The organism is Pseudomonas sp. 1912-s, from assembly GCF_029269205.1.
GTDB lineage: Bacteria > Pseudomonadota > Gammaproteobacteria > Pseudomonadales > Pseudomonadaceae > Aquipseudomonas.
The window spans coordinates 371,912-388,005 of the sequence record NZ_JARIXR010000002.1 but is presented as its reverse complement, the minus strand read 5'-3'; the positions used below and the strand labels follow the sequence as shown (position 1 = coordinate 388,005).

At 61.7% G+C, this 16,094-nt stretch carries 13 protein-coding genes; 9 read left to right on the top strand and 4 right to left on the bottom strand.

Features of this window, described 5'->3' with window-relative positions; genetic code table 11:
- Nucleotides 1-16: 16 nt before the first annotated feature.
- Nucleotides 17-2,404 carry a sensor histidine kinase gene (locus P3C29_RS04550; protein ID WP_275963978.1) on the bottom strand — a complete coding sequence of 796 codons (2,388 nt, stop codon included), beginning with the start codon at nt 2,402-2,404 and terminating at the stop codon, nt 17-19.
- Between the two features lie 77 nt (nt 2,405-2,481).
- On the opposite strand from P3C29_RS04550, the gene P3C29_RS04545 reads away from it, so the two are divergent.
- A complete protein-coding gene (locus P3C29_RS04545; protein WP_275963977.1) occupies nt 2,482-3,456 on the top strand; it encodes an alpha/beta hydrolase family protein in 975 nt (324 codons plus the stop codon).
- A 118-nt stretch (nt 3,457-3,574) separates the two neighbouring features.
- On the opposite strand, the gene P3C29_RS04540 is transcribed toward P3C29_RS04545, so the two are convergent.
- From P3C29_RS04540 to P3C29_RS04530, 3 genes are read right to left on the bottom strand one after another with little or no spacing between them, the layout of a single operon-like run.
- Nucleotides 3,575-4,342 (bottom strand): TerB family tellurite resistance protein, encoded by a 768-nt coding sequence (locus P3C29_RS04540; protein WP_010167264.1) that lies wholly within the window; start codon nt 4,340-4,342, stop codon nt 3,575-3,577.
- A gap of 1 nt (nt 4,343) precedes the next feature.
- Nucleotides 4,344-5,018 carry an N-acetylmuramate alpha-1-phosphate uridylyltransferase MurU gene (gene murU / locus P3C29_RS04535; RefSeq protein WP_010167266.1) on the bottom strand — a complete coding sequence of 225 codons (675 nt, stop codon included), beginning with the start codon at nt 5,016-5,018 and terminating at the stop codon, nt 4,344-4,346.
- Entirely contained in the window at nt 5,015-6,034 is a 1,020-nt protein-coding gene (locus P3C29_RS04530; RefSeq protein WP_275963976.1) for a phosphotransferase, read from the bottom strand. The genes murU and P3C29_RS04530 overlap by 4 nt, the downstream gene beginning before the upstream one ends.
- 130 nt (nt 6,035-6,164) lie before the next feature.
- Here P3C29_RS04530 and P3C29_RS04525 point away from each other — a divergent pair, with 130 nt between their 5' ends.
- From P3C29_RS04525 to P3C29_RS04490, 8 genes are all read left to right on the top strand, one after another.
- The gene (locus tag P3C29_RS04525) at nt 6,165-8,978 is read left to right on the top strand and encodes an LPS-assembly protein LptD (RefSeq protein WP_275963975.1); all 2,814 of its coding nucleotides are present in this window, start codon (nt 6,165-6,167) and stop codon (nt 8,976-8,978) included.
- Nucleotides 8,953-10,296 (top strand): peptidylprolyl isomerase, encoded by a 1,344-nt coding sequence (locus P3C29_RS04520; protein WP_010167272.1) that lies wholly within the window; start codon nt 8,953-8,955, stop codon nt 10,294-10,296. The genes P3C29_RS04525 and P3C29_RS04520 overlap by 26 nt, the downstream gene beginning before the upstream one ends.
- On the top strand, nt 10,293-11,282 hold the full coding sequence (gene pdxA / locus P3C29_RS04515) for a 4-hydroxythreonine-4-phosphate dehydrogenase PdxA (RefSeq protein WP_275963974.1): 990 nt from the start codon (nt 10,293-10,295) through the stop codon (nt 11,280-11,282). The genes P3C29_RS04520 and pdxA overlap by 4 nt, the downstream gene beginning before the upstream one ends.
- On the top strand, nt 11,279-12,091 hold the full coding sequence (rsmA, locus tag P3C29_RS04510) for a 16S rRNA (adenine(1518)-N(6)/adenine(1519)-N(6))-dimethyltransferase RsmA (RefSeq protein WP_275963973.1): 813 nt from the start codon (nt 11,279-11,281) through the stop codon (nt 12,089-12,091). The genes pdxA and rsmA overlap by 4 nt, the downstream gene beginning before the upstream one ends.
- A 107-nt stretch (nt 12,092-12,198) precedes the next feature.
- Complete coding sequence (gene apaG / locus P3C29_RS04505; protein WP_003210996.1) at nt 12,199-12,579, top strand: Co2+/Mg2+ efflux protein ApaG; 381 nt, start codon at nt 12,199-12,201, stop codon at nt 12,577-12,579.
- The gene (locus tag P3C29_RS04500) at nt 12,579-13,430 is read left to right on the top strand and encodes a symmetrical bis(5'-nucleosyl)-tetraphosphatase (RefSeq protein ID WP_201125510.1); all 852 of its coding nucleotides are present in this window, start codon (nt 12,579-12,581) and stop codon (nt 13,428-13,430) included. Before apaG ends, P3C29_RS04500 begins: the two co-directional genes overlap by 1 nt.
- 34 nt (nt 13,431-13,464) lie before the next feature.
- Entirely contained in the window at nt 13,465-13,794 is a 330-nt protein-coding gene (gene glpE / locus P3C29_RS04495; protein WP_010167278.1) for a thiosulfate sulfurtransferase GlpE, read from the top strand.
- A gap of 285 nt (nt 13,795-14,079) precedes the next feature.
- Nucleotides 14,080-16,002: a PrkA family serine protein kinase gene (locus tag P3C29_RS04490; protein ID WP_003210999.1), complete on the top strand. Its 1,923-nt coding sequence runs from the start codon at nt 14,080-14,082 to the stop codon at nt 16,000-16,002.
- Nucleotides 16,003-16,094 lie beyond the last annotated feature (92 nt).

Genomic DNA, 16,094 nt, shown 5'->3' with positions numbered 1-16,094 from the left:
CCTCTTCTTTTGGTTATCAATCCAGCGGCACCGTCACGCTCAGGGTGGTGCCCTCGCCCACTTCGCTGTCCAGGCTCAGGTGCCCGCCCATGATCAGCACCCGCTCGCGCATGCCCACCAGGCCAAACGATACCGGGCGCCCGGGCGCCTGCACAAAACCTGCGCCATCGTCGCTGATGGTCAGCCGCAGGTGTGCGCCCTCCACCACCAGTGTCAGTTCGACAGTATGCGCCTGGGCATGGCGCATCACATTGGTCAGCGCCTCCTGCAGGATGCGGAACAGGCCGATGGCCTTGGCGTCGCTCAGCACCGGCAGGTTGTCCGGCACCTGCACCAGGCAGGGAATCTGGGTGCGGGCCTCGAAACGCCGGGCCTGCCACTCGATCGCCGAGGCGATCCCGGCATCCAGGATCGGCGGGCGCAAAGCAGTCGCCACATCGCGCACCAGCTGGAACAGCTGGGCAATCAGGCGCTTCATGCTGTTCAGGCGCTCGTGCAGGCCGGGGTCCAGTTGCGCGTAGCTCAGCTCACACATCGAGGTTTCCAGCTTGAGCACGGTGAGCATCTGCCCCAGCTCATCGTGCACTTCCCGGGCGATGCGGGCCTTTTCTTCCTCGCGCACGGTTTCCAGGTGGGCAGACAATTCCCGCAGTTGCGCGCGGGAGGCATCCAGCTCCAGTTCGATGCGCTTGCTCTCGCTGATGTCCCAGACAATCCCGTCCCACACCACGGCGCCGTCTTCCAGGCGACGGGTCACGGCCTTGATGTCGGCCCAGCGCTGCTCGCCCAGGCGGGTCAGGATGCGGCCCTGCCAGGCCCAGTTGCTCTCGGTCTCGATGGCCTGGTCCTGGGTGCGGTGATAACTGGCGCGATCGTCGGGATGCACCAGGCTGCGAATGCCCATGGCCGGGTGGCTGAGCACCTCGGGGGCGTAACCCACCAGGCCCTCGCTGCCCTGGCTGATATAGGCGAACTCGATCGCTTCACTGCGCGGCAAGCGCTCCAGGCGAAACACCAGCCCCGGCACGTTGGCGGCGATCCCTTGCAGGCGCGCTTCACTTTCCTGCAAGGCCGCGAGGGCCCGGCGGCGCTCGGTGACGTCGTTGAGGTAGACCACCAAATACTCGCCTTCGGCAAAGCGCAGGAAACTCAGGGACACATCCGCTGGCAGCACACTGCCATCGGCGCGCAGGCAATTGGTCGCAAAACTCTGCGGCCCCTCTTCACTGGCCCGGGCGCGCTTCCACAAGTTGAGCCAGCGGTCCATGGTCAGCGTCGGGTCGAACTCGATCAGCGGCCGCTCGATCAACGCGCCGGGGGCGTAGCCGAGCATGGTTTCTGCCGCCAGGTTGGCGTAGCGCACATGGCTGTCCCAATTGACCCACAGGATGCCGACGGTACTTTGGTCGATGGAGAACTGCGTCAGGCGCAAGGCTTCCGCACCGGCGGCGCGGGCGGCGCTTTCTTCCCGGGCGGCCAGCAAGTTGTGTTCCAGCCCGCGTTGCTGGCGGCGCTGCCAGAACACCACGGCCAGGCTGGCCAGTAACAAGAGCCCCAACAACAGGGTGAGGTTTTGCCAGAAGCCGGGGGACTCGGTCACCCGCGGGTATTTGGGTTGCAGCCAGCGCGTGTGCAGTTGGTCGAGGTCTCTGGCGGGAATCGCACGCAAGGCGCTTTGCATGATGTCGGCCAGTTCCGGCCAGTCGCGTCGCGTTGCCACTCGCAGCAACTGCGGCAGGCCGATGTCGCCCACCACGGCGAGGCCGGCGAACTCGGTTTCGCCAGACAAACGGCTCAATTGCGCCTCGTCCACCACCGCGTACCGTGCTTGCTGGCTCACCAGCAGTTGCAGGGCCTGGCGCTCCATGGGCACGCCTTGCAGGTTGAGGCTCGGGTAGGTGCTGCGCAGGTAATCCGCCACCGCGCTGGGCATGCGCACGGCGACGCGGGATTGGTCGTCGAGTTTCTCCAGGTCAACCGCCGTGCCGCCATCGCGAACCCCGACGATGTGCTGAGGCACACGCATGTACGGGTCGGAGAACAACCACAGGCGCAGACCCGCCGGGGTTTGCAGCAGGCCGGGGGCGAGGTCGACCTCGCCGTCACGCACCGCCGCCTCCAGTTGCTCCTGATTAGGGAAGTTGCGCCAGGTCAGCTCGATATTCAGCGCCTTGGCCAGCCATTGCATCAACTCAACGTTGGCCCCGGACAGCCGCTGCAAACGCCGATCGTATTGGGCATAAGGCGCCTGCAACACCAGGCCGACCCGCAGGTCCGGGTGCTGGCCCAGCCATTCACGCTGACTGGCATCCAGCTGCGCCTGGTGAGTGGCAGGCGCAGGCACCGCGCCCGCAATCAAGGGAAAGCATAAACAGCCGATAACCAGCAGGTAGCGAAAACCCATGATCCACGTCTCATCTCACTGACAAACACTGACCAACCCATTAGGCTGCCGGAATCACTTCTGGCCGGAAATCAACGATGCCACTTCTCCACCGCTCGGCACTGCCAGCATTGTGCCTGTCGCTGCTGTTTACCAGCGCCTTTTGTGTCGAGGCCGCCGACACTCCCGCTCCCGCCCCGGAAAAACCGGTGGCGCGCCAGCCTTTGCCGGAACGCAGCCAGGAAGAAGCCAACGCCCTGGAGCGACAAATCCCGCAACAGGAGCAGCAACAGTTGCAGGCGGGCAGCGACTCCTTCCTCGCCCTGTGGAAGCCGGCCAACAGTGGCGAGCCTGAAGGCGTGGTGATTATCGTCCCGGGCAACGGCGAAAGTGCTGACTGGCCTCAAGCAATCGGGCCATTGCGCCAGAAACTGCCGGACGCCGCCTGGGGCACCCTGAGCTTGTCACTGCCGGACCTGACCCTCGACACGCTGCCGCCACGGGTCATCGAATCGCCCAAAGCGGCGGTGGACACCAGCAGCAAAGACGCGAGCACCGTTGCCAAACCCGTTGAGCAAGCCGCCAGCGCTGAAGCCGAAGGCACCGACCCGGCCGTGGTTCCCGGCAGCGATGAACAAGACAAGACCGACGCCTCGCGAATCTTCGCGCGTATTGATGCCGCCCTCGCCTTCGCCCAGACCCAGAACGCCCGCAGCATTGTGCTGCTCGGCCACGGCACCGGCGCCTGGTGGGCAGCGCGTTACCTGAGCGAAAAACAACCGGCGCAGGTGCAGAAATTCGTCATGGTCGCCGCACAGACGCCAGTGGGCCGTGAACCGGACCTGCAACAACTGGCACCCAAACTGAAGCTGGCGACGGCGGACCTGTTCTATCAGGGCAGCGAGCAGGCGCGCAAAACCGCCCTGGAACGCTCCCAGGCCAGCAAGCGCTTGAAGAATGACAACTACAAGCAGGTGTCCCTGAAGGCCTTCCCCGATAACAGCGCGGCCGGACAAGAACAACTGTACCGGCGGGTACGCGGGTGGTTGAGCCCACAAGCCAGCGGGAGTTGAGCGCAGTTTTTGAAACAGATGAAGACCAACTGTGGGAGCTGGCTTGCCTGCGATGGCATCACCTCGGCGCATCAGTGAGACCGAGTTGCCCGCATCGCAGGCAAGCCAGCTCCCACCTTTAGCGAAAGTCCCGCCGTTCGCGAATCAGCGCATAGGCGTTATGCAACTCCCGGGTACGTTCGGTCGCCTCGCGCACTTGGGCCGGGCTGGCGCCACTGCCGGCAATCTTGTCCGGGTGATGCCGGCTGAGCAGGCGCCGGTACGCGCGCTTGATCACTGACGGCTCGGTGGTGGCGGTCACCCCCAGAATCCGCAGCGCTTCCTGATACGCCCCGCCGCGATTGGCCAGCGGCTTGCGCTCGGGCTCGTAGTCAGCCGCCAGTGCCTGGATCTGCTGGACCGTCCACCCCAACCATTTGCCCCATTGTTCAATCAACTCGCGCTCGGCAGTACTGGCCTTGCCGTCGGCCCAGGCCATGCGCCAGCAGGCGCGCAGCACACCTTCCGCCGCATGGGGCTGAGCCTTGAGCACACCCAAATAGCTGCGCACCCGGTCCGAGCCCGACTTGCCACGATTGAACGCGGCAATGGCGCGGCGCTGGGCCGGCTCGGCCATGTCCAGCGAGCGCATTTCCTGGCGCGCCTGCTGGATATGCCCGTCCACCACCCGGCCATTGCTCTTGGCCAGGCGGCCAAGCAACACGAACAGCAATTCATCGTTACGCAGCGCCGGCCGACCGCCGAGGCGCTCGCGCAATTGCGCCCAGCTTTGCAGCTCCAGGCGCCGGTCCAGCGCCTGGCCCAGCAGTGCGCCCAACATGGCCCCCGGAATGCTGGCGATGGCAAAGCCCGCCCCGGCTCCAATCAGAGTCCCTGGCCACAACATCCTAGTGCCCCGCTGTCAGCAGGGTTTCAACTTGCGCCAGGCGCTCCAGCGTCCCGACATCGATCCAGCGTCCACTCATGTGCTCCCCCGTCACCAACCCTTTGGCCATGGCGTCACGCAGCAGCGGCGCCAGCTTGAAGGCACCCGCACTGCAACCCGCGAACAACTTCGGGTCGAGCACGGAAATGCCACTGAAGGTCAGGTTATCGGCACCGGGGGCGGCATCATGAAGCGCACCGTCCTTTATGTAGAAGTCACCGCCGGACGGGTGATGCGCCGGGTTGTCGACCATCACCAGGTGGGCCAGGCCGTTCAATGGACGGTCAAGGCTGGCGAAGTCATAGTCGGTCCAGATATCGCCATTGACCACCAGGAACGGTTCGTCCCCCAGCAGCGGCAAGGCTTTGAAAATCCCGCCACCGGTTTCCAGGGGTTCGCCTTCGGCCGAGTACTGGATGCGTACGCCGTACTGGGAACCGTCACCCAGGTAGCCTTCAATCTGCTGGCCGAGCCAGGCATGGTTGATGACGATATCGGTAAAGCCCGCTTTCGCCAGCGCCTCAAGGTGATACTCGATCAGGCGCTTGCCGCCGGCCTGGATCAGCGGCTTGGGCGTGTGCAAGGTCAGCGGACGCATCCGCTCACCTTTGCCGGCGGCCAGGATCATGGCCTTCATAAGACCGCCTCGACGCGCAGGCTCGCCAGCAACTCACCCAGTTCGCCCAGTTCTGGCCGGTCCGCCAGCACCGCCTCTATATAAGCAAAGAAGCGCGGCACGTCCGCCAGGTAGCGTGGCTTGCCGTCGCGATGGCAGATGCGCGCGAAGATCCCGATCACCTTCAGGTGACGCTGCACGCCCATCAGGTCGCTGGCCCGCAGGAATTCCTCGAAGTCCGCCTGCACCGGGATGCCCAACGCGCCGGCACGTTGCCAGTACCCGCGCTGCCATTCCCGCACGCGGGCCTGGGGCCAACTGAGGAATGCGTCCTTGAACAGGCAGGTGATGTCGTAGGTCACCGGGCCGTAGACCGCATCCTGGAAATCCAGCACGCCGGGGTTTGGCTCGCTGATCATCAGGTTGCGCGGCATATAGTCGCGATGCACCAGCACCTTGGGTTGGGCCAGGGCGCTGTCGATCAGGTGGTCGCTCACGCGCTGCCACAGCGCAAGTTGCCGGGCGTCAAACTCAATGCCCAGCTCACGGCGAACGTACCACTCCGGAAACAATTCCAGCTCGCGACGTAACAGCGCAACGTCATAGCTGGGCAACGGGGCCTCCATCGGCAATTGCTGGAAAGCCAGCAACGCGTCGATGGCATCGGCGAACAATTGATCGGCATTTTCAGCCTCAATCACGTCTAAATAAGTTTTTTTCCCCAGGTCGTTCAGCAAAAGGAAGCCGCGAAGCAGATCTTGCGCATAAATTTTCGGAACATTTATTCCCGATTGTTCGAGCAAATGAGCGATATCGACGAAAGGTTTGCAGTTTTCCTGGGGGGGTGGAGCGTCCATTACGACGAAACTGCGACCGCCTCCGTCCCATCGGAAGTAACGCCTGAAACTCGCGTCACTGCTGGCCGCAGTCAACGTGGCCGGGGGTACGACACCCCAACCCTGAGCGGTAAAAAGGCGAGGCAATTGCTCATCAAGCCAGACTTGCAGCTGTTGCAAACGTAGATCTTGGTCGGGCATTACAAGGGTCTCCGACGGCGCTAGCCGTCAAGCGGGTCATGCTTTATTATCACGCATCTTTTTCAGACCATCGAGAGGCGTGCGGCCCACACCGCGGGCAGATGGCACGCAGGAAGCCCGGACTAATAAGATGGCATTGAAATCCCCCGCGTTTCGTAGAAAATTTCCGTTGCTGGTAACCGGCAGTCTGCTGGCCATGCAACCTTTCGCCACCTCATTCGTGGTCGCCGCGGAACAGTATGACTGCTCAGTCTCTGCTTCGGGTGCCTGGGATTGCGCGCCGAAGACGGCCGCAGCCCCGCTGCCACCACGCCCGGTGCATGACGGCAGTGCCGTCAGCTCCGCCAGCGGCACGCCGCAAGGCGAGTCTGCCGGTGGTGCCGAGGCCGTGCCGCAGACCGCACTGGTCACCGAAGCCAAGGGCCGGGGCCTGCGTTCGCGCAGCGCCGACTACAGCCACCTGGACTGGGTCCCTCGCGAGAAGCTCACCGCGGCGCAACTGGCCGAAACCGGCCCGTATTGCTCCGGCGCGTACATCGAGCCGATTCGTCCTGGCATGAACGACAAGACGAACAAGAGCGACGCGCCGACCTTCATCGGTGCCAAGGCCTCTCGTTACGAGCAGGAACAGCAGATTGCCTCCCTGGCCGGTGACGTCGTCATGCGCCAGGGCAGCATGCAGGTCGAGGCCGACGAGGCCAACCTGTACCAGGCCGAGAACCGTGGCGAGCTGAACGGCAACGTCCGTCTGCGCGACAACGGCGCCCTGCTGGTGGGCGACCACGCTGAAGTCCAACTGGACACCGGCGCCGCCAAGGTCGACAACGCCGAATACGTGATGCACAAATCGCGCATCCGCGGCAACGCGCTGTACGCCAAGCGTGCCGAGAACGCGATCATCCGTCTCAAGGACGGTACGTACACCACCTGTGAGCCGAACAGCAACGCCTGGCAGCTCAAGGGCAACAACATCACGCTCAACCCGGCCACCGGTTTCGGTACCGCGACCAACGTGACGTTGCGCGTGAAGGACATCCCGATCCTTTACACCCCGTACATCTATTTCCCGATCGACAACCGTCGCCAATCCGGCTTCCTGCCGCCGAGCTTCAGCACCGGCGGCGAGACTGGTTTCACGTTGGTTACGCCGTACTACTTCAACCTGGCGCCGAACTACGACGCCACGTTGTACCCGCAATACATGACCAAGCGCGGCCTGTTGATGGAAGGCGAGTTCCGCTACCTCACCAAGTCCAGCGAAGGCCAGTTCGGCGGTGGGTACCTGAACGACGACAACGACGAGCGTAAAGGCCAGACCGACTACGAAAAAACCCGCTACATGCTCAACTGGCAGCACAAGGGTGGGCTGGATTCCCGCGTACTGACCCAGGTCGACTACACCACAATCAGCGATCCGTACTACTTCCAGGACTTGAAGTCCTATCAGGAAGGGATCAAGACCCAGGACTTCGTGAACCAGCAAGGTTCCGTGACTTATCGTGGTGATGACTTTCAGGCAAGGTTGAACCTGCAAGCCTATCAGTTGGCCACGATCTCCCAGATCACGCCTTATAACCGCTTGCCGCAGATCACCTTCAACGGCACGCTGCCGTACCATCCGGGCGGAGTAAACTTCACTTACGAGACCGAAGCCGTGCGCTTTGATCGGGACTTGGAGAACGGAAACTTCACCGATGAGAACGGGCTGGTATCGCCTCGACTCGACACTTACGTGACTGGCCTGACCCGTGCAAACGGTACTCGCTTGAACGTAGCGCCAGCCGTCGACTACCCGATGAACTGGACCTACGGCTTTGTTACGCCGAAGTTGAAGTACGTCTATACCAAGTACGACCTTGATCTGGACAGCACCGGCAAAAATCAGATTGTCGCGCAACAAGCTGCCGCTATTGCTGCCGGGACTCAATATGCCGGTGGCACCTTCAAAAGCTCGCAAGACCGTGCAATTCCGGTTGCCAGCGTAGACAGCGGCCTGTACTTCGACCGCAATACCAACTGGTTCGGCAAGGACTACCGCCAGACCCTGGAACCTCGTGCCTACTACCTGTATGTACCGAACAAGGACCAGAGCGATATCCCGGTATTCGACACCAGCGAGTACTCGTTCAGCTACGCGTCGCTGTTCCGTGACAACCGCTTCAGCGGCTCCGACCGGATCGGTGACGAGAACAAGCTCTCCCTCGGCGTGACCAGCCGCTGGATTGAAGAAAACGGCTTCGAACGTCAACGCGTCAGCGTTGGCCAAGCTGTGTACTTCAAGAATCGCGAAGTTCAACTGCCTGGCATCCTGGCCGCTGACCGTGCGGACGCACAGTCGGATGTATCGCCAATCGCCCTGGACTACGAGTTCCGCTTCAACCGTGACTGGCGCGCCACTGCCGACTACAACTGGGACACCGAAAACCACAGCCCACGCTCCGGCAGTGCGATGTTCCACTACCAGCCGGAAGACAACCCGAACAAGGTTATCAACGTTGGCTATCGCTATCGCAACGACCAGGTCGTGTACAACCAGCTGACCGGCAAATGGCAGTTCGGTGGCGACTACGGCACCGAAGGTCAACCGAACTTCGTGAAGGATTACTACAAAATCCAGCAACACGATTTCTCGATGATGTGGCCGATCGTTCCCCAGTGGAACCTGATCACCCGCTGGCAGTATGACTATGCCCGCAACCGTACCCTGGAAGCCTTCGGTGGTTTCGAGTACGACAACTGCTGCTGGAAACTGCGCGTCATCAACCGTTACTGGGTTTCCAACGACGAATACAGCCAGATCGCCCCGCTGAACGAAAAGGGTGACCACGGGCTCTTCTTCCAAGTTGTCCTTAAAGGACTCGGCGGCCTGACCGGCGCCAAGGTAGAGAGCTTCCTCGACAAAGGCATTGAAGGTTATCGTGAACGTGAAGACCAAGCTTTCTGATTGTCTGCGCCCGCTGATGCTGGGCGCGCTGTTCCTGGGTACTGCCGCCGCTCACGCGGCGGTTCAACCGCTGGACAAGGTAGTGGCCATCGTCGATAACGACGTGATCATGCAGAGCCAACTGGACCAACGGGTCAAGGAAGTTCAGCAAACCATCGCCAAGCGTGGCGGCGGCGTCCCCCCTACCAGCGTGCTGGACCAACAGGTGCTTGAGCGCCTGATCGTTGAAAACCTGCAACTGCAGATCGGCGATCGTTCCGGTATCCGTATCAGCGACGAAGAATTGAACCAGGCTGTCGGCACCATCGCCCAGCGCAACAACATGAGTGTTGATCAATTCCGCGCCGCCCTGGCTCATGACGGCCTGTCCTATGAGGACGCCCGTGACCAGATTCGTCGCGAAATGATCATCAGCCGTGTGCGTCAGCGCCGTGTGGCCGAGCGGGTTCAGGTGTCCGAGCAGGAAGTGAAGAACTTCCTGGCCTCTGACCTCGGCAAAATGCAGCTTTCCGAAGAACTGCACCTGGCCAATATCCTGATTCCTACGCCAGACAGCGCGAATGCCGAACAGCTCAATGCTGCAGCGGCGAAAACCCAGGCTATCTATGACCGTCTCAAGCAAGGTGCTGACTTTGCCCAGATGGCCATTGCCCAGTCCGGCAGCGATAACGCCCTCGAAGGCGGTGACATGGGCTGGCGTAAAGCCGCGCAACTGCCACCACCGTTCGACCGTGAGCTGAGCGCCATGGAAGTCGGTGGCATCACCCAGCCGGCACGCACGCCGGGCGGCTTCATCATTCTCAAGTTGCTCGGCAAGCGCGGCGGCGAAGAAGCCCAGATGAAGGACGAAGTTCACGTTCGTCACATCCTGGTCAAGCCAAGCGAGATCCGTACCGAAGCACAAACCAAGGAACTGGCGCAGAAGCTATATGACCGCATCGAAGCGGGCGAAGACTTCGGCGAACTGGCCAAGAGCTACTCCGAAGACCCGGGTTCGGCGCTTAACGGCGGCGATTTGAACTGGATCGATCCGAAGGCACTGGTTCCAGAGTTCCAGGACGTCATGGCCAAGACTCCGCAAGGCGTATTGTCCAAGCCGTTCAAGACCCAATACGGCTGGCATGTGCTGGAAGTCCTTGGCCGTCGCGCCACTGACAACACCGCTCAGGCCCGCGAGCAACAAGCCCTGACCGTACTGCGTAACCGCAAGTACGATGAAGAGCTGCAGACCTGGTTGCGTCAGATCCGTGACGAAGCCTACGTAGAGAACAAGCTTCCTGGTGCCGACCAAACAGGCACCGACCAGGCAGCCCAGTGAAACCCAAGCGTTTCGCATTGACACCCGGCGAGCCGGCCGGCATTGGTCCTGACCTGTGCCTGCTGCTCGCCTCGCACCCCCAGCCACACCCCCTGATTGCCATTACCAGCCGCGACCTGCTCCTTGAGCGGGCCGCGCAGCTGGGTGTGGTTGTCGATCTGCTGCCGGTAGGCCCGGGCAACTGGCCTGATCTGCCGGCGCCAGCCAACAGCCTGTACGTGTGGGATACCCCGCTGCCAGCCAAGGTCGTCGCCGGGCAACTGGACAAGGCCAATGCTGCCTTTGTCCTGGAAACCCTGACACGGGCCGGCCAAGGCTGCATCGACGGGGATTTCGCCGGGATGATCACCGCCCCCGTGCACAAGGGCGTGATCAACGAATCGGGCATCGCCTTTTCCGGCCATACCGAATTCCTCGCAGAACTGACCCATACCGCCCAAGTCGTAATGATGTTGGCAACGGGCGACCTGCGGGTGGCCCTGGTGACCACCCACCTGCCCCTGCGCGAGATTGCCGACGCCATTACCCCCGAGCGCCTGGAGCGTGTCACACGCATCCTGCACGCCGACCTGCAGCAGAAATTCGGCATCGCCCAGCCACGCATCCTGGTCTGCGGGCTCAACCCCCACGCCGGTGAAGGTGGCCACCTGGGCCATGAAGAAATCGACATCATCGAACCAACCCTGGAGCGTCTGCGCCTTGAGGGCATGGACCTGCGCGGCCCATTGCCTGCCGACACTCTGTTTACCCCCAAATATCTGGAGCACTGCGACGCAGTGCTGGCGATGTACCATGACCAGGGGCTGCCCGTGCTGAAGTACAAAGGCTTCGGCGCTGCGGTCAACGTGACACTGGGCCTGCCGATCATCCGCACCTCCGTCGACCATGGCACCGCCCTGGACCTCGCGGGCAGCGGCAAGATCGATACCGGCAGCCTGCACGTAGCCCTGGAAACCGCCTATCAGATGGCCGAGACCCGTATATGACCGAGCATTACCAACACCGGGCGCGCAAGCGCTTCGGGCAAAACTTCCTGCACGACGCTGGCGTGATTGATCGCATCCTGCGCTCCATTCATGCCAAGCCCGAAGACCGCCTGCTGGAAATCGGCCCGGGCCAGGGCGCCCTTACCCAGGGCCTGCTGAAGAGCGGCGGCCAGCTGGACGTGGTTGAGCTGGACAAGGACCTGATCCCGATCCTCAACCAGCAGTTCGCCGGCATGCCCAACTTCAACCTGCACCAGGGCGATGCGCTGAAGTTCGACTTCAACAGCCTCAACGCCGAGCCCAACAGCCTGCGTGTGGTCGGCAACCTGCCGTACAACATCTCCACCCCGCTGATTTTTCACCTGCTGAACAACGCCGGCATCATCCGCGACATGCACTTCATGCTGCAAAAGGAAGTGGTCGAGCGTCTGGCTGCGGGCCCTGGCGGTGGTGACTGGGGTCGTCTGTCGATCATGGTTCAGTACCATTGCCGGGTTGAGCATCTATTCAACGTTGGGCCTGGCGCATTCAACCCGCCGCCGAAGGTCGACTCCGCCATCGTGCGCCTGGTGCCTCACGCGGTGTTGCCGCACCCGGCCAAAGATCACAAATTGCTGGAGCGCGTGGTGCGCGAAGCGTTCAACCAACGCCGCAAGACCCTGCGCAATACGCTCAAGGCCTTGCTCAGCAACGCCGAAATCGAAGCCGCCGGCGTCGACGGCAGCCTGCGCCCCGAGCAACTGGACCTGGCCGCCTTCGTGCGCCTGGCTGATCAGCTCGCCATTCAGCCAGCGCCAGCGGCTGAATAAAGCAGAGTCGGGCACGGCCAGACAGCATGTCTGGCCTAGTGCCCATCAGTTGGCCTAGACTGACCGGCATCCGCTGTTCCCCCGCTTTTGCTTTTAAGGCCTCTTGCATGTCCGATCCTCGTTATCAGATCGACGTCAGCGTCGTCACCCGCTTTCTGGCGGAACAATCGCAACCCGAGCAGAACCGTTTTGCGTTCGCCTACACCATTACGGTGCAAAACAACGGTGAACTGCCCGCCAAGCTGCTGTCGCGCCACTGGGTCATCACCGACGGTGACGGCCAGGTCGAGGAAGTACGCGGCGCCGGCGTGGTCGGCCAACAACCGCTGATCGCCCCCGGCAAGAGCCATACCTACAGCAGTGGCACCGTCATGACCTCCCGCGTCGGCAATATGCAAGGCAGCTACCAGATGCTCGCCGACGACGGTAAACACTTCGACGCCATCATCGCCCCGTTCCGCCTGGCAGTGCCGGGAGCCCTGCACTGATGGCGACGTACGCTGTCGGCGACTTGCAAGGCTGTCTGGAACCGCTCAAATGCCTGCTCGACCGTGTGGCCTTCGACCCGGCCAGGGATCGCCTGTGGCTCGTGGGCGACCTGGTCAACCGTGGCCCGCAATCCCTGGAGACCCTGCGCTTCCTTTATGGCATGCGCGATTCCCTGGTGTGCGTGCTGGGCAACCATGACCTGCACCTGCTGGCGGCCGGCAATAACATCGAGCGCCTGAAAAAGGGCGACACCCTGCGGGAAATCCTCGAGGCGCCGGACCGCGCCGAGTTGCTTGACTGGTTACGCCGGCAAAAAATCATGCACTACGACGAAAGCCGCGACATGGCACTGGTGCATGCCGGCATTCCGCCACAGTGGACGCTGAAGAAAGCCCTGAAGTGCGCAGGCGAAGTCGAAGCTGCCCTGGCCGACGACAACCTGTACACGGCTTATCTGGACGGCATGTACGGCAACGATCCCGTGAAGTGGGATAACGAACTCACCGGCGTCGCCCGCCTGCGGGTGATCACCAACTACTTCACCCGCATGCGCTTCTGCACCGCCGAAGGCAAGCTGGACCTCAAGAGCAAGGAAGGCGCCGACACCGCCCTGCCCGGCTACAAGCCCTGGTTCGCTCACAAGGAGCGCAAGACCCGTGACACGAAGATCATCTTCGGCCACTGGGCTGCCCTGGAAGGCAAATGTGATGAACCGGGCGTGTTCGCCCTCGACACCGGTTGCGTGTGGGGCGGCGCCATGACCCTGATGAACATCGACACCGGCGAGCGTTCCAGCTGCCAGTGCGACGCCCCGATCCCCGAACAACTGCAGGCCACGGCAAAGCGCTGAACCGCGCTTTCATACAGGCCAAAAGGAGCCCGCCATGACTGAATTCAAACGTATCCCGCCCGAACAAGCCCAGGCCCTGCGCGAGCAAGGCGCCGTGGTGGTCGACATCCGCGACCAGCCGACCTACATCGCCGGCCACATCACTGGCGCCCAACACCTGGACAACCACAACATCGCCGACTTCATCCGGGCCGCCGACCTCGACGCGCCGGTGATTGTGGCGTGCTACCACGGCAACTCCAGCCAAAGCGCGGCGGCCTATCTGGTCAGCCAGGGCTTCTCCGACGTCTACAGCCTGGACGGTGGCTTTGAGCTATGGCGTGCGACCTATCCTGCAGAAATTGCCGCAGGCGACGCGCAATAATTTTTTTCAAACCCCTCTATCCCGCGTGACGCTTGGCCTAGCGCCGTTTCTGACGAACGGCGCGGCCAAACTAATTTCGTATCGCGCCTTGACCTCCCTGATTCCGAACTATCCTTAAGCGCAGGCCATCCAAAACAGGGGAGAGCCGGTACACCGGCGTGCGGGTCATCGGTAGCGTTTCAGGGTGTTCTGGGGGGAAAACGGCCATTGGTGTCCACCAATGACTGCCAGCATCGACTGATTGATCCGGCGTCGGCTCCACGTATCGAGCGAGGTGACGACGTCATGAGTATTTTTAGCCACTTCCAACAACGCTTCGAGTCCACCCGCCAGGAAGAGCTCTCGCTTCAAGAGTATCTCGAACTGTGCAAAAAGGACCGCAGCGCCTACGCGTCTGCCGCTGAACGCCTGCTACTGGCGATCGGCGAGCCGGAGCTGGTAGACACCGCAGCCAATTCGCGCCTGTCGCGAATTTTCTCGAACAAGGTGATCCGCCGCTACCCGGCCTTTGAAGACTTCCACGGCATGGAAGAATGCATTGACCAGATCGTCTCGTATTTCCGCCATGCCGCCCAAGGCCTGGAAGAGAAGAAACAGATCCTCTACCTGCTCGGTCCCGTCGGCGGCGGCAAGTCGTCGCTGGCAGAGAAACTCAAACAACTGATCGAGAAGGTGCCGTTCTACGCCATCAAGGGCTCGCCGGTGTTCGAGTCGCCCCTGGGGCTGTTCAACGCCACGGAAGATGGTGCGATCCTCGAAGAAGACTTCGGCATTCCGCGACGCTACCTCAACACCATCATGTCGCCCTGGGCGACCAAGCGCCTGGCCGAGTTTGGCGGCGACATCAGCCAATTCCGGGTGGTGAAGCTCTATCCATCGATCCTCAACCAGATTGCCGTGGCCAAGACCGAACCGGGTGACGAAAACAACCAGGACATCTCGGCGCTGGTGGGTAAGGTCGATATCCGCAAACTGGAAGAATTCCCGCAGAACGATGCCGACGCGTACAGCTACTCGGGCGCACTGTGCCGGGCCAACCAGGGCCTGATGGAATTCGTGGAGATGTTCAAGGCCCCTATCAAGGTGCTGCACCCACTGCTCACCGCCACCCAGGAAGGTAACTACAACAGCACCGAGGGCCTGGGGGCGATTCCGTTTACCGGGATCCTGCTGGCCCACTCCAACGAATCGGAATGGCACACCTTCCGCAACAACAAGAACAACGAAGCCTTCATCGACCGGATCTACATCGTCAAGGTGCCGTACTGCCTGCGGGTCAGCGATGAAATCAAGATTTACGACAAACTGCTGTTCAACAGCTCCCTGGCCAAGGCCCATTGCGCGCCTGACACCCTGAAGATGCTTGCCCAGTTCACCGTACTGTCGCGCCTCAAGGAGCCGGAAAACTCCAACATCTACTCGAAGATGCGGGTGTATGACGGTGAAAACCTCAAGGACACCGATCCGAAGGCCAAGTCGATCCAGGAATACCGCGACACCGCAGGTGTGGATGAAGGCATGAACGGCCTGTCGACCCGCTTTGCGTTCAAGATCCTGTCCAAGGTCTTCAACTTCGACCCGCATGAAATCGCCGCCAACCCGGTGCACCTGCTCTACGTGCTGGAACAGCAGATCGAACAGGAACAGTTCCAGGCCGAAACCCGCGAGCGCTACCTGCGCTTCCTCAAGGAATACCTGGCTCCGCGCTACATCGAGTTCATCGGCAAGGAAATCCAGACCGCGTACCTGGAGTCCTACAGCGAATACGGCCAGAACATCTTCGACCGCTACGTGCTGTACGCAGACTTCTGGATCCAGGACCAGGAATACCGCGACCCGGAAACCGGCGAAATCCTCAACCGCGTGGCCCTCAACGAGGAACTGGAAAAGATCGAAAAACCCGCCGGCATCAGCAATCCGAAGGATTTCCGCAACGAAATCGTCAACTTCGTGCTGCGCGCCCGGGCCAACAACAACGGCAAGAACCCTACCTGGCTCAGCTACGAGAAGCTGCGGGTAGTCATCGAGAAGAAAATGTTCTCCAACACCGAGGATCTGCTGCCGGTCATCAGCTTCAACGCCAAGGCCAGCAAGGAGGACCAGCAAAAACACAACGACTTCGTCACTCGAATGGTCGAGCGTGGCTACACCGACAAACAGGTACGACTGCTCTCCGAGTGGTACTTGCGAGTCCGGAAATCGCAGTAAGGCAGCGACAAGCGTGAAAGGCCAGGCTCCCGGTTTGCCGGACAGCCTGGCAATCGACCGCTTGTCTTTAAGCTTCCAGCTTGCCGCTTGAA

Coding starts and splice junctions, on each gene's coding strand:
- P3C29_RS04550 (WP_275963978.1), bottom strand. CDS start 2,404: ATGGGTTTTCGCTACCTGCTGGTTATCGGCTGTTTATGCTTTCCCTTG.
- P3C29_RS04545 (WP_275963977.1), top strand. CDS start 2,482: ATGCCACTTCTCCACCGCTCGGCACTGCCAGCATTGTGCCTGTCGCTG.
- P3C29_RS04540 (WP_010167264.1), bottom strand. CDS start 4,342: ATGTTGTGGCCAGGGACTCTGATTGGAGCCGGGGCGGGCTTTGCCATC.
- murU (WP_010167266.1), bottom strand. CDS start 5,018: ATGAAGGCCATGATCCTGGCCGCCGGCAAAGGTGAGCGGATGCGTCCG.
- P3C29_RS04530 (WP_275963976.1), bottom strand. CDS start 6,034: ATGCCCGACCAAGATCTACGTTTGCAACAGCTGCAAGTCTGGCTTGAT.
- P3C29_RS04525 (WP_275963975.1), top strand. CDS start 6,165: ATGGCATTGAAATCCCCCGCGTTTCGTAGAAAATTTCCGTTGCTGGTA.
- rsmA (WP_275963973.1), top strand. CDS start 11,279: ATGACCGAGCATTACCAACACCGGGCGCGCAAGCGCTTCGGGCAAAAC.
- apaG (WP_003210996.1), top strand. CDS start 12,199: ATGTCCGATCCTCGTTATCAGATCGACGTCAGCGTCGTCACCCGCTTT.
- P3C29_RS04500 (WP_201125510.1), top strand. CDS start 12,579: ATGGCGACGTACGCTGTCGGCGACTTGCAAGGCTGTCTGGAACCGCTC.
- glpE (WP_010167278.1), top strand. CDS start 13,465: ATGACTGAATTCAAACGTATCCCGCCCGAACAAGCCCAGGCCCTGCGC.
- P3C29_RS04490 (WP_003210999.1), top strand. CDS start 14,080: ATGAGTATTTTTAGCCACTTCCAACAACGCTTCGAGTCCACCCGCCAG.